Raw genomic sequence first — 14,660 nt, 5'->3', positions numbered from 1 at the left:
AATTTGCACTCTATTAAGAACTTAAGGTCTTATACCGTCAATAATTGCAAGAAAAAGAATTAAAATCCACAAATAAACCACGATACAGATGGCTGCGCAGATTTGCACGCACCATGTTAGGAATACTTATTTTCCTCATTTTATTGCTGCTGTTCATACGCAGTCCATGGGGACAAAGTATCATAATAGGACAGGTAATCGATTATGTAAAAGGAAAAACAAGAACTGAAATCCAGTTAGATCGTGCCTTCATTACTTTTGATGGTAATATTCAAGTTGATGGCTTATATATGGGTGATGTTAACAATGACACACTAGTGTATTCTCGTAGTCTAGAGGCAGATTTAGCGTTATGGCCACTCATTAATGGTACAGGTATCGATATTGATGATCTTAAATGGAATGGTCTTACAGCTAGAGTTGTTAGAAAAGATTCTATTGAAGGTTTTAATTATCAATTTTTAATGGATGCGTTTGCTACCGCACCAGATACAACGGCTAGTCAACCATTAAATCTTAATATAGGGAATATCGTTCTTACAAATTTTGATGTTATTTACAAAGATCAAGTAGGTGAGATGGATGCAACTGCAATCTTTGATGAGTTAATTCTAGAAATGAATGAACTAGATCTAGAGCGCATGTTAGTTGACATTGAAAACCTGTCACTTAAAAATGCCATTATCAATTATGAGCAAGATGTAGTTACCTCATTTGCTAAATCTGAAAAAGATGATTTCCCTGAGCAAGATACGAACCTAGCAGAGGCCATTACAGATGATGCAAATGATTCTCCATTACCATTGTTGTCAGCTCGTAATATACAATTGACAAATGTTGAATTAAATTACAACTCAAAACCAGAAGCCATTGTGCTGCAAACTCATTTTGGCGTTTTAGAATCATCTATTCCTAAGGCAGACGTTCAGAATAGTCAATATGTGGTAGATGGTGTGAAATTGCAGGATAGTCATATAGAATTATCTATGATTGAAATTGCAGATTCATCACTACAATCAAACAATGAACCTATAGCAATTGAATGGCCAGATTTAAATGTTTCCTTAAATCAGTTAAATTTTAAAAACAATAGCTTTTTTTATAGTCTAAATGGTGCGCAACCATCAACTACTCAATTATCGCCAGACGCAATTTCGTTGACAGATATTAATGTTGATTTACGCAATTTTAACCTTGCCGATAGAAGTGCGCGTGTATTGTTAGATAATACTTCACTTAAGGAGTATTCTGGATTGACGGTTAATCAATTAAGAGGTGAAATTAATGTGACAGATAATGATTTGATTATAAAAGACTTAATAGCAAGAGTTAATAATAGTTCCATTGATGGATCAATTGGTTTAGCATACAATGGTATTGACCAGCTTGTTAATAATCCAGAATCATTGAAAGTAAACGCAACGATACCATCGTATATATTTGACTTAAAAGATCTTTATAGTTTCCAGCCCGATTTATATAGAAATGAATATGTAAAGCAATTATCAAAACAACCATTAACAGGACGACTGACTGCTACTGGTAGCACTGAAAATTTAAAAATAGATCGCTTTACTTTAAATTGGGGACGCAATTCTGTAACCGCAAATGGTACTTTAACTCAAGTTACCGATGTAGATCAACTAACGTTTAACTTACCTAACATAAAAGTTGTTACCGATAGAAATTCATTGTTACCATTCATAAATGAAAAAGACCTAGGCATTACCTTACCACAAAAAGCACAATTAACAGCAAATGTATCAGGTAATGTTAATAATGTGCAGGGAAAAGCAAATCTAATGACCAGTTATGGTTCAATGATAATCGATGGTGATTTCAAAAATGGTGAAAAAATTGAATTTGACTCTAAATTATTTCTGGAAGAATTAGAGCTATCAAAAATGCTTTCCATGCCAGAATTGGGGAACTTAAGCTTACAACTTCAGACAAGCGGTAATGGTTTTAATGTCAATGATTTAGATGCTAGTATTGAAGGTACCATAACTAGCTTTGCTTACAACGACTATCCATTAACTAATATCCCGATTAAAGGAAGTATGAATAATGGAGCTGGGATAATTACTTCAAAATTTAAGGACGATAATATCAATATAGCGTTAGACGCAAATCTTAAATTGAACCAAAATGCAAATGATGTAAATGCCATTATTGATATCGCTGGAATAGATTTGAGAGCTTTCGGTATCACTTCTCAAAATGTAAAAGCCGCTGGTAAAGTAGAGGTGTCTTATTCTGGTAATGAAGCTAGTTATAAAATTAACTCTACTGTAGAAGATGGAATTGCTGTTTTTGATGAACAGTCTTATTTGTTAGGTACCTTAAGTATGGATGCCTTTGTAACCAACGATTCTACTTCTTTAAATGTGAATAACAAAATGCTAGATCTAGAATTGAGATCTAATGCAGATCCAGCAAATATAACCGCAGCATTACAACGCCATATAGATAGGTATCTAACGACCAATCAGGACATGGACACCTTACAACCGGTTGTAATGAAAATTAAAGGTAACATAAGGCCAGCACCTATCCTACGTGATGTGATTTTACCACAATTACAATCCTTAGACACGATCAATATAGCAGTGGATTTTAATGAAAAAGAGCGTAAATTAGATAGTGATATTAAGGTAGATTATATCAAATATGCAGATAGCGAGATCGATAGTTTAGTGATTTCATCTCAGTCAGACGCTCAAAATTTACAATTTCAATTAGGATTTAAAAATATTGCTGCAGGACCTATAAATATTAAGCGCACAGCTTTGACAGGTATAGTTGCAGAGAATAAACTTAACCTAGATTTCACTTCTTATGATGATGAAGAAAGATTAATTCACTTTGCGAGCACGCTTTCGCGAAAGCGTGATATCGATGGAATTGATAACCTTATATTTAATCTATCCATAGATGATTTAATTCTTAATAAACAACCGTGGAACATACCTGATTCTAATGAAATAGCAGTAGGTGAGCAACGATTGCTATTCAGAAATTTTAAATTAAGTAATGATAATCAAAGTATAGAATTAAGAAGCGATCGTCCTAATACGGATAAGGAACATATCGCTCTGTTGCTTAAAAACTTTAAGCTTCAAGGCTTATTAAGTTATTTAAATTCTGATGAGAAATTAGCAACCGGAACTGTTAATGGGGAATTTATACTTAATGATATTTATGGTGCTACAGGTATTCTAGCAGACTTGCAAATCAAGGATTTACATGCTATGGAAGTACCTTTAGGTCAATTGAACCTAGATGCAAAATCGTTAGATGGGTCACGCTATGATATGAATCTTGATATAAAAGGAGCAGATGTAGACCTTGAACTTAAAGGCGATTATGAAGCAACAGATACAGTAGCAAACCTTAATCTAGATTTAAATATTAATAAAGTTAATGTATCAACAATAGCAGGTCTATCAGATGATTTACTTAAGGAAGGTAGTGGTTCTATTAACGGAAAGTTTAAAGTAACAGGAACTACTATAGATCCGGATTATATTGGAGAATTGAGATTTAATGAGGCTAGTATAAATGTAGCCATGTTAGATACTAATTTTACTTTAAAGGATGAAACAATAGCTGTAGATAATGCAGGTATTACTTTAAACAAGTTGCGTATAGCAGATGCTCAAGGTGATATATTTACCGTAGATGGAAGTATAGGAACTAAGAGTTTATTAGTGCCTACTTTTAATTTGAAATTAAAAGCAAAAGATTTTACAGCCTTAAATAGTACCGCAAAGGATAATGATCTTTACTATGGTAAAGCAACCTTTGACGCAAGTGCATCCATAACAGGTAATCTGACCATACCGGTTATTAATTTAGATCTAACTGTTAAGGACGTTACAGATGTCACCTATGTTGTTCCAGCAACAGAGTTAGATGTGGTTCAACGTGATGGTATCGTACAATTTGTGAATAGACAAAATCCCGATGCAATTTTAACGCAGACTGAAGAGGAATCTGCAACGCTTACAGGATTTGATATTACAGCAAATTTTAAAATAAGAGATGACGCAAAACTAAAGATTATCATTGATCCTAGTACAGGCGATAATTTACAAGTGGCTGGAAGTGGTGATCTTAAGTATAGAATGACACCTAATGGTAGAATGACGTTAACGGGACGATATGAAATCGATAGTGGTTACTATCAACTCAATTTATATGAGATAGTATCTAGAAGATTTGATCTAGCCAAAGGTGGTAGCGTTACTTGGTCTGGTGATCCTTTTGATGCTAACCTAGATGTTAGTGCTATTTATAAGGTAGAAACTAGTGCCAGCGCTTTAATGGCGAGTCAAACTAGTGGTGCAGATTTGAGTACTAAGAATAGTTTCCGACAGCAATTACCTTTCTTAGTGTATTTAAATGTTGATGGTGAATTAATGCAGCCAGAGATCAGCTTTAAAATTGATCTACCTAATGATGAACAAGGTGCTGTAGGTGGTCAGGTATATGGTAGACTGCAACAGCTGAATAATCAAGATCAAGAATTGAATAAGCAAGTTTTTTCTCTTCTCGTACTTAACCGATTTTTCCCTACCTCTGGTACAGATGGAAGTAATGGCGGCACGGCGACTATTGCAAGAGATAATTTAAATCAAGCTTTAAGTGATCAATTGAATCAATATGGAGGTAAGCTATTGGGTAAGACAGGTATAGATTTTAGCTTTGGTGTAGATAGTTATACGGATTATCAAGGTACCAGTTCTCAAGAACGTACACAGCTGGATGTAACAGCTAGCAAAAAATTACTGAATGATCGTCTGGTTGTGAGTGTAGGTAGCGAGGTGGATATACAAGGATCTGCACAAGATGGTGAAGAAACTCCAGTGATAGGTAATCTGAGTATTGAGTATTTGTTATCTCAAACTGGTCAATGGCGTTTAAAGGGTTTTCGTAGAAATCAGTATGATAATGTCATCGACGGGCAGTTAATAGTTAGTGGTATATCATTAATATTCACTAAAGAGTTTAATGAATTCAAAAATTTATTTGCTAAAACAGTTCTTGAAGAAAATCAAAAGGCTCGCAAAGAGGAAGAAGAAGAACAGCAAGAAGACATAAAATCATCAGAATCAAATAATAAGTAAATCAGGCCATTGAAAGCAAACAGTTACATACACGGTTTTATAACCTTAAGTTTTTTCTTAATTATAACTTCTTGCGCTGTTAAAAAATATGTGCCTGAAGATGAACTATTGCTTAATGAAACATATGTTGATATTAAGCTAGATTCACTTACAGATGTAAAAGATGTTGCTGCGTTAAAAGCTCAATTAGATCTCACTATATCACCGCAACCTAATAGCACTTTTTTAGGAATGAGACCAGGCTTGCATTACTTTTATAAGGTTAAAAGGGATAGTGGTGGCTTTATAGCGCGATTTATGAATAGAAAGATAGGAGAGAAGCCTGTCTATTTATCTGATGTAGAACAAGAGGCAACTAAAGATCTATTGCGCAATAGATTAGAGAATAGAGGTTTTTTCTTCTCTAATATAACTTCAAAAACTATTGAAAACCAAAAGCAAAAAGAAGGTAGTGTAACCTATCAAGTAAGTTTACCTAATCCGTATAGATTAAAAACCTATCAGGTTGATAATGATTCTATACCATTTTATAAAGTTCTAGAAAATCAATTGTCAGATTCTCCCATTAAAGTGGGATCTCGCTTTGATCTGTCTGCCTTAACGCAAGAGCGAGAGCGTATAGATAACAACCTTAAAAGCAAAGGCTATTATAATTTTAATTCTGGGTTTTTAATATTTCAGGCAGATACTAATCAGTATGATAATAGAAGGTTTGATTTATTCTTAAAGCTCAAAAAAGACGTACCTACTAAAGCAATAAAGCCTTATCAAATAAAGGCTGTAAAAGTCTACCCATATAATGTAACAAGTAATGATACTGTGGTTATAGATAGTGTACATTATGCTGATAAGGATTACATACAAGAATCTGATTTTTTTAGACCAGATCGGTTAGATCCTTTTATATTGTTAGAACCAGGTGATTTATACAATCCTACTAAGTCTAGAGCCACTAGTCGACGATTAGGATCCATAGGTGCTTATAAATTTGTCAATATAGAATATAAAGAACTACAAGAATCCAACGACAGTCTTAATTATTTAGAAGCTAGTATTTATTTATCGCCTTTGAATAAAAGAGCTATCCGTGCAGAATTACAGGCGGTAACTAAATCCAATGATTTTACGGGTCCTAGTTTAGGACTTACGTTTTCTAACCGTAATCTTTTTAAAGGTGGTGAAGTCCTTAATATAAAAGCAACTGGTACTTATGAAGTGCAAATAGCAGGAAATAGTGATGCCGGACAGACTAGTACAGAATTCGGACTAGGAGCAGATTTAATCTTTCCACGCATGCTGGCGCCTATAAACGTAGATAGTGATTATTTCGAATATGCAATTCCTAAGACCAAAACCAGTCTCAGCGCAACTATTTTAAATAGAAGTCAACTATATAGCTTGTTGACTTTTTCAGGTAGTTTTGGTTATACTTGGCAAGCAAATCGATATGTAACACACGAGTTCAATCCTATTTCTATTAACTATGTAAATCTGTTAAATACCTCTACAGAATTTGAAGAAATACTAGATGAGAATACCTTTTTACAAAACAGTTTTGAGCAGCAATTCATTTCTGGTTTAACCTATTCTTTTACTTATAATGAGCTTATAGATGAACGTAAAAAAGCTTTGTTTTATGTAAATAATACAGTAGATATAGCTGGTAATAGCATCAGCTTATTAAGTAAAGAAAATGAAGAAGGAAAGAATGAATTTTTAGGACTACAATATGCACAATATGCAAAGGCAGATGTAGACTTCAGATTTCACTATTTGTTAAACAAAGATTCTCGTATTGCCACTCGATTTTTTGCTGGTTATAGCTTACCGTATGGTAATAGTGATGTGTTACCGTTTAGTAAGCAATATTTTTCAGGTGGAGCTTATAGTGTTCGCGCTTTTAGAACTAGATCATTAGGGCCAGGAGTTTATAGTCCAGAGGACGATGACGACCGTTCCTTTTTTGATCAATCTGGTAATGTACGATTAGAAGCAAACATTGAATACCGTTTCCCTATTTACAGTTATTTTAAAGGGGCACTTTTTGTAGACGCAGGAAATGTATGGACCACAGCAGGTAATGGATTACCAGGTGGTGAATTTTCTAGTAATTTTTATAATGAATTTGGGATAGGAGCAGGATTAGGAATGCGAGTTGACGTGCAGGGATTTGTAATACGTTTTGATCTTGCTGCTCCATGGCATGACCCATCTATGCCGTCTGGTGAGCGATGGAATTTTGATATAGAAAACCCAGTTTTCAATTTTGCTATAGGTTATCCATTTTAAAGAAGTCTTGTTAGATAACGCTTCCGCGAAAGCATAGTAAAAAAAATCTTACATTTCACTATTAGATTTAAGAAAATAAGTGCTTAAATTGCCTTCTTAAATTTAACATATGGAAACCAATAACCAACCCCAAAACACAGAAGTACGCTCACGTCGTGAGAGAGAACCATTTATGCCAGAATCCAATGGAATGACCATGATGGAGGCAGTAAAATCGGTTTTTAATAAATATACTGATTTTACAGGTCGTGCAAGAAGATCAGAATACTGGTACTGGCAATTATTTAATTTTATTGTATTTATGATTTTGTATGTACCTGTGATTATAGGAGCTGCATCAGAAAATGAAGCAATAGCAATTCCATTTGGAATTCTTATGTTATTATACATTTTAGCTACTATAATTCCATCATTAGCTGTTATCGTAAGGAGATTACATGACACTGGTCGTAGTGGTTGGTTTTACTTTATGGGACTTATACCTTTTATAGGTGGTATCATCTTACTAATTTTTTGCGTTGAGGATAGTAAACATGGTGCTAATCAATGGGGACCTAATCCTAAAGGAATAGGGAATGATGATTTTAACAGGAACCAATTTTAATAAATTATTAAAATTTAACAAATAAACTTAAATTTTCCTCAACTATAAACGGTTAAATGGTAATACTCATTATCTTTAACATAAAACGTTTATGTGGAGGAAAATTTTTCAGGTTTTAGGCTTAATAGCTGCTTTATTAAGTTTATTACCTCTTATTGCTGTAGACTATTGGTGGATACGCATCTTTGACTTTCCACATTTACAGCTCACGGCTTTTACACTTTTGGCCATCCTTCTATATTTCTTTACGTTTAAACCCAAATGGGTAAACGATTATGCCTACATAAGTATTTTAATAGGCTGTTTTATATTTCAATTTGTAAAGTTTATCGATTACACACCTTTTGTAAAAGTTGAGGTAAATGATAGTTCTGAGCATGTTAATGAGGATTCAATAATTGAGATTTATACGGCTAATGTTTTACAGAAAAATGATAGCGGTGGTAATCTTTATCAAGAAATTAAGGAGCAAAAACCAGATCTTATTGTTTTTACAGAAACCGACCAAAGATGGAGTGAAGAAATCAAACAGCAAATCGGTGAGGCATATCCTTTTAAGATTGAACAACCACAAGATAATACTTATGGTATGTTGGTTTATTCAAAATTAGAACTTACCGATATTAAAATTAGATTTAAAGTCGATCCAGATATACCTTCTATAGAGGCTAAAGTGATTATGAGAAATGGAAAACCGTTTCAGCTATTTGCCATACATCCCACGCCACCGATGCCACAGCACAATCCTATGAGTACAGATCGCGATAAAGAGTTGATTTTAACGGCTATGGCAAGTCATAATTTTGAAATTCCAGTAATTGTCTTAGGGGATTTTAATGATGTTGCCTGGTCTGATAGCACTCAACTTACTAAAACGATTGGTAAGCTGTTAGATTTAAGGATAGGTAGAGGTTTTTATAACACCTACCATGCACAGTACCCATTAATGTGATGGCCACTAGACCATATTCTTACCTCTCCAGAATTTAGGTTAAAGGATGCTGGAACAGGTACTAATTTTGAAAGTGACCACTTTCCATCATGGGCTGTATTAACTTTTGAACCAGAACTGGCAGAAGATCAAGCACCTAAAGAACCTTCAAAAGAGGACTGGCAAGATGTGAAAAAACAAATGAAAAAATCCGGAATAGAAAATCTTATAAAGTTACCTGATGCTATAAAAGATGCAGGCGATTAATTTCCTTTTTTTTGATTTATTATAAGATGTGGATAGTCGGCAAGATTGTATTCTAATACTAAACCACCAGCAAGATCATTTGTAACATCTGGCCCGTAAAGTACATCACATAAATACATAGCAGCTTCAAAAGATCGTGCACCACCAGCACTAGTAATTACTTTACCATCGTGTACAAACCATACATTTTCCCGTATGTCTAGATTTGGAAATCTTTCCCTCATTTTATGGACGTCACTAGGGAATGTGGTTGACACCACGTGGTCTAATATGCCTGCTTGTGCAAGCATAAACGCGCCATCGCAATGTGATGTTATATAAGTGGCAGCACTACCAGTTTGTTTAATCCAATTTATTACCTCAGTGTTTTCTAAGTCACTATCTAGATGATGCTCGGCACTTGGAATAACTAAAATATCAATTCGAGGCGCGTCATTAAAATCATAATCTGGCTGCAGCCTCAATCCCTCAAATGTTGTGATAATATTTTTAGACTGTGCAACTGTAAATGTGTTCATTGGTTTTACGCTTTCGCGAAAGCGTGTGTGTTGAAAAATATCGAATGGAGCAGTCAGTTCAGTATTGAAAGTACCGTCCATCACTAAAAAACCTACATTATAAGCGTCTTTTAATAGAGTAGGAGCTTTGTGCTGAGTTGAGCTCGTGGTGGTTAATACAGGTTTTTGTTCTTGCTGGCACGATATCAAAATGAAAAAGCACAGTAAGGTGATAAATAATTTAGGCATTAATTAAGTTGTTTGCCTAGATAATAAGCACAGTAAACGGCTATATATCCTAGAATAATAGTTAATAGTAGATAAATTAAGGCTCCTAAATAATTAGATTCATTAGTGAGTTTAAATACATCTACAGAAAAGGTAGAAAAAGTGGTTAAGCCACCGCAAAAGCCTATTCCTAATAAAATATAGCCATGACTATCTAGTATGTTTTTATGAGAAAGTGATAGAAATAATCCTAACAAAAAACAGCCTATAACATTAGCAACAATAGTAGGTATCCATTTGATCTGATCTGTATTAATCCATACAGAAAATAAAAAACGTAGTACACAACCGAAGCCTCCACCAATAAATACTAAAAGAAGCTGCTTAATCATTTTCTACAACTGGTAAATATATTTCAGTGATGTTATCTGCTGGATTAGGTGTTAAAGCCGGATCTGTCTTATAAACCTCAAATGGTGCTTGTAATCCAGGTATATATCCTTGTTGTGCCATAAATAATTGTCCCTTATCCCATGTTTCTTGTAAGTGGTCATAAGTACCTTTTAAGGTAACTTTAACCGCTCTTGTAGGCTCTATATAAGTACATAATACCGCTACGTCTGTCGCTGGAATTACACGATCTCTTACCGGTATAGCTGCAGAAAAAATTACACTGTTGTTATTATGATCAAATTTTTCATAAATACTCATAGGCATTCCATACATAGATATATTTTCTTCTTTCATGTACTTCATAATATCTTGTAACATGATTGCCATTTCACCAGAAAATTTATCCATGCTAGTAGAGGTTGTTTGATAAAGTATATAACCACCTCCATAATCAACTAATCCAGGATTACTGATTTCGAACTTTTTCATTTCTACTAATAGATATTCTTCTATATTATTAAGGCCTTTTTTATACATAGGTCTGATTTCCTCTTCTAGATCTAATCCTAGAATAAAATTCATAACCTTATTTTTGAGGCCATCTTCACCTTTAATATTCCAAACAACTTCTGTCCCTTCAGGCACTGGGTTTAATGTCATTGTTACAACACTTTTTGAATCAGAAATACTAGTATGATATTCTATTTCCGACGCCACACTTTTGTTGGGTTCTAAAGCAGTAATTGTCATAGAACCATTACCGTATTCATTTTTAAAACTATAGTTTCCATTAATACCTGTCGTTATATCACCTAACGTGTTAGTTACTTCAGTAGAATTAGTCCATGGATTCCAATGGTTCCAGTTTTTAAAATCTGAAATTTCTTCATAAATCATCTCTGGCGGTGCTTTAATTATTTTCTTTTCTGTGATATAATACGTACCATCTTGTAAAGAAAAATATACTGCTGCACCTATGATAATTACTAGTATAAAGAGAAAGAGGTATTTAAGGACTTTCATTTAGGGAATTTTGATTTATCAAATATACGATTAAGCATAAAAAAAACGGTCGGAAAAGATTTCCGACCGTAAATGAGAAAGTCTTATCAGGACTTCCTTCCCCCTAAAATTATTGTATAAGGAAATAATTCCTATTCAATCTTGTATAACAATTCAAAGTTAAAGTAGTTTGTGTATTTATAAAATACCCTTTAATGGGTATATTTTAAAGTATTTCTAGTAAAAACAAATAATTCATTTAACAATTGTGAATCACTTGTAATGCTGGTGTTTTTGTAAAGCATATCTTAATAACTCTCCTTTGCCTTGTAAGCCTAGTTTTTGAATAATATTTTTACGATGTTTAATAATTGTGCTAACAGCTGTAAATCGTATTTCGGCAATTTCTGATGATGTTTTTCCTTGTGCTATTAACTTTAAAATTTTCGTTTCACTAGGTGACAGTATTGTTTTATTATTAGAAATTTCATTGCTTTCTATTTCATTGATATTAATAGAAGCATCAAAGTATCGTTGTCCTTTACTTGCTTTAATTATAGCAGTTTTGACTTCTTTTAGACTACTGGTTTTTAATATATAACCATAAGCGCCGGCTTTAATCATTTCTCGTATCGCATCTTCGTTATTAAACATGGAGAAGGCAATTACTTTTAAGGTAGGACGTATTTTTAAAGCTTTTTTACACAATTCAACACCATTCATACGTGGCATACTAATGTCTGTTAATAGAACATCTGGCTTTTTAAAGTCTAATTTTTCAAGTAACTCTTTACCATCTTTTGCGGTACCTACGACTTCAATCTCTTGAACATCTTTAAATAGTAATAAAAGACCATCTATGAGCGATTGATGATCTTCGGCTATTAGTAATCTTATCATTTTAGGGGTATATCTAGATTAACAGTAGTTCCGTGATTTAATTGAGAATCGATTTCTATGGTACCATCCAAATCTTCAATTCTTTTTTCAATATTATGTAAACCTATACCAGCCTTTTCTTGATTTGATTCTTTTTTGAACCCTATACCATCATCTTCGACCATAATATTAATACTGTCTTGATATGCGGTAAGGCTGATTACAGCATTTGTAGCTTGTGCATGTTTAATGATATTACTTAATAATTCTTGCAATATTCTAAAGATAGTAAGTTCTAGGCTATTTTCTAAGGATTGATCCAGACCATGATGTAATACCTCTACATGTACTTTTCCGCCTTGTGAAACTTTGTCTGCTAGCGATTCCAAAGTAGGAATCAATCCCTTACTAGCCATGACACCGCTATTTCTGGTATGAGACATTAGACGTATTTTTTCATATGCTTCATCTAGTAGATTCTCTGTTCGATTAAAAACTAGCTCGGATTTTTCTTCACTGAATTGTTCTTTTAGGTTTTCAAAGTATAGTCGGACAGTGGTTAATGTGCTTCCTAGATCATCATGTAATTCTTCTGCGAGTCTTTTACGTTCTTTTTCTTGTCCCGTAATCATAGCATCTATGGTTGCTAATTCTTGATTTTTAAGAATGGTATCGGCACGACTTTTTTGGATTATTTGCTCTTTCTGAGCAATTAATTTTTTCTTTCGTTGGTTGTTGTAGATGAGGCCACCAGATAGTAACAAAATTATTGCTGCTCCTGAGAGTGCATAAATTTGATTGCGTTGTTTTTCTTTATCAGCTTTAAGTTCTAGATTTTCTTTTTCTTTTTGAGTGGTTTGATATTTTGCTTCTAGTTCTTCTAAGGATCTGGCTGCAGCGACGGTTTTCAGAGAATCTGAAATTCTTATTTTATCACGATACAATGTGGCACTTTCTTCATAGTTTTTATTAAGGTAATAAGCCTCCGCTAAGTTTCTAGTTACCATGACCATTTTTTCTTGATTATCAATAGGGTAGTGGTCATTTAAAGATTTATTGTAGTAATAAATAGCCTCTTCGTATCTTTTAGATTGCTTTAAAGTTTGAGCCTTACTGTTATATAAATCTTTAAGTGTTTCAAAATCTTCTTGCTGTTCATAGTAAGGGATTAATGAATTAAAATAATATAAAGCAGAGTCTTTGCGATTTGCGAGGTCGTATAAAATACCTAGATTCAATTCAATGCTTTTCACCATATCTATTAAATCATTTTCTTTAGCGATATATTTTGAATGGTGTAATCTGCCTATTGAGCGCTCAATACTTGCCTCTGTCTCATAACCTTCATTATATATATAATAAAAGTCACAATTCACCAGCATTTTAGGATCTTGTGAGAGGTGAGCAATATCACAGTTTTCTCTAACTAGATCTTCAAACGGCAGCGCATTTTCAATAGTTGAAAGGTAAGTATAGATAAGTTCGTCATTGATCTTAAACCTAAGCTCTAGAGAGTCTTCAGGAACATGTCTTTTTGCTGACAATAACAGCTTGTAAGAATGCATTAAATCAGTCGATGTATTGGATTCTATTATAGCATTTTCATAATAATACCTTGCTTTTTCAGTATTTGAAAAAGCAAGAGTATCCATGGTTTTGATTAGTTCTTTTGACTCTACAAATTTAGATGCTGCATTTAGCTTTCCTAACGACTCTAATTTGGCAGATTGGGAATTCCCTATCTGAGTAAAGCACAAAATCAGGCTTATGTATAGAAAAAATCTAGTTTCCACTACTTAAACTAGGTCTTTTAAAGGAGTGACCTTTTTTAAGAGGAATAAATAAATCCATTTTATTTTGTCCACACGTCATACTTTCGTCGTTAATGTCAATTACAGTTTTAAAATCCATAGTAGGCTTTACGTCGTTTAAAACTGCAGCTGTGATAGTCGTTAATACATCACCAGCTTGTGGTGATTCATAGAGCGTTATTTTCAGCACATATTCGTTATCAACTTTTTCAAATGATGCAGTTTCTACATTCTTAAAATTATTTTTAGATTCAAAATCAATCTGAGTAATGGTTTTGGTGTTGACGTCCATATAAATCATTGCAGATAAACCTATATTATCATTCATACCGGTTTCTGCAATATGGTAGGTTTCCATATCTGTATTTGCTAATTGAACATAAGTTTCTAGAATACTACAGTAATCATAAGGATCTTGATTGGTTTTTAAAATAGCGCTGTTTGTATCCTTTTTTTTGAGCTCTTTACTTTCAATATCTTCATCTGCTTTTATTTCATTTTTACAAGAAAATATGGCAAAAGTACATAAGCATAAAATGGCAAGTCTAATTTTCATAGGGTTGAGTTTTTGGTTGGTTAAATATGGTTGATTATGTGATGATATTATATACCCCATAAAGGGTATTTATA

The 14,660-nt window shown here is 33.5% G+C and carries 10 protein-coding genes; 4 read left to right on the top strand and 6 right to left on the bottom strand.

From position 1 onward, the window contains the following. Positions 1–44 precede the first annotated feature (44 nt). The 4 genes from R1T42_RS05485 (at position 45) to R1T42_RS05470 (ending at position 8,974) form a co-directional block, all read left to right on the top strand. Positions 45–5,129, top strand: coding sequence for a translocation/assembly module TamB domain-containing protein (locus tag R1T42_RS05485; RefSeq protein ID WP_317291602.1), 5,085 nt, complete (start codon positions 45–47; stop codon positions 5,127–5,129). Between the two features lie 9 nt (positions 5,130–5,138). Next, the gene (tamL, locus tag R1T42_RS05480; protein ID WP_317291601.1) at positions 5,139–7,418 is read left to right on the top strand and encodes a translocation and assembly module lipoprotein TamL; all 2,280 of its coding nucleotides are present in this window, start codon (positions 5,139–5,141) and stop codon (positions 7,416–7,418) included. Between the two features lie 109 nt (positions 7,419–7,527). Then, the gene (locus tag R1T42_RS05475) at positions 7,528–8,022 is read left to right on the top strand and encodes a DUF805 domain-containing protein (protein WP_235183359.1); all 495 of its coding nucleotides are present in this window, start codon (positions 7,528–7,530) and stop codon (positions 8,020–8,022) included. A 91-nt stretch (positions 8,023–8,113) separates the two neighbouring features. Continuing rightward, positions 8,114–8,974: an endonuclease/exonuclease/phosphatase family protein gene (locus tag R1T42_RS05470; RefSeq protein WP_317291600.1), complete on the top strand. Its 861-nt coding sequence runs from the start codon at positions 8,114–8,116 to the stop codon at positions 8,972–8,974. Between the two features lie 242 nt (positions 8,975–9,216). On the opposite strand, the gene R1T42_RS05465 is transcribed toward R1T42_RS05470, so the two are convergent. The 6 genes from R1T42_RS05465 to R1T42_RS05440 form a co-directional block, all read right to left on the bottom strand. Further along, entirely contained in the window at positions 9,217–9,966 is a 750-nt protein-coding gene (locus R1T42_RS05465; protein ID WP_317291599.1) for a DJ-1/PfpI family protein, read from the bottom strand. Continuing rightward, positions 9,966–10,337 (bottom strand): fluoride efflux transporter CrcB, encoded by a 372-nt coding sequence (gene crcB, locus R1T42_RS05460; protein WP_036584950.1) that lies wholly within the window; start codon positions 10,335–10,337, stop codon positions 9,966–9,968. Before crcB ends, R1T42_RS05465 begins: the two co-directional genes overlap by 1 nt. Continuing rightward, positions 10,330–11,361, bottom strand: coding sequence for an SRPBCC family protein (locus tag R1T42_RS05455; protein WP_317291598.1), 1,032 nt, complete (start codon positions 11,359–11,361; stop codon positions 10,330–10,332). Before R1T42_RS05455 ends, crcB begins: the two co-directional genes overlap by 8 nt. A gap of 252 nt (positions 11,362–11,613) precedes the next feature. Next, positions 11,614–12,240 (bottom strand): response regulator transcription factor, encoded by a 627-nt coding sequence (locus R1T42_RS05450; protein ID WP_317291597.1) that lies wholly within the window; start codon positions 12,238–12,240, stop codon positions 11,614–11,616. Beyond that, positions 12,237–14,012 carry a tetratricopeptide repeat-containing sensor histidine kinase gene (locus R1T42_RS05445; RefSeq protein ID WP_317291596.1) on the bottom strand — a complete coding sequence of 592 codons (1,776 nt, stop codon included), beginning with the start codon at positions 14,010–14,012 and terminating at the stop codon, positions 12,237–12,239. Before R1T42_RS05445 ends, R1T42_RS05450 begins: the two co-directional genes overlap by 4 nt. Next, positions 14,002–14,586 (bottom strand): hypothetical protein, encoded by a 585-nt coding sequence (locus R1T42_RS05440; protein WP_317291595.1) that lies wholly within the window; start codon positions 14,584–14,586, stop codon positions 14,002–14,004. The genes R1T42_RS05445 and R1T42_RS05440 overlap by 11 nt, the downstream gene beginning before the upstream one ends. Between the last annotated feature and the right edge of the window lie 74 nt (positions 14,587–14,660).

It is taken from the genome of Nonlabens ulvanivorans (assembly GCF_032922765.1).
Classification (GTDB): Bacteria; Bacteroidota; Bacteroidia; order Flavobacteriales; family Flavobacteriaceae; genus Nonlabens; species Nonlabens ulvanivorans.
This window is presented reverse-complemented; position numbering and strand designations above follow the sequence as displayed.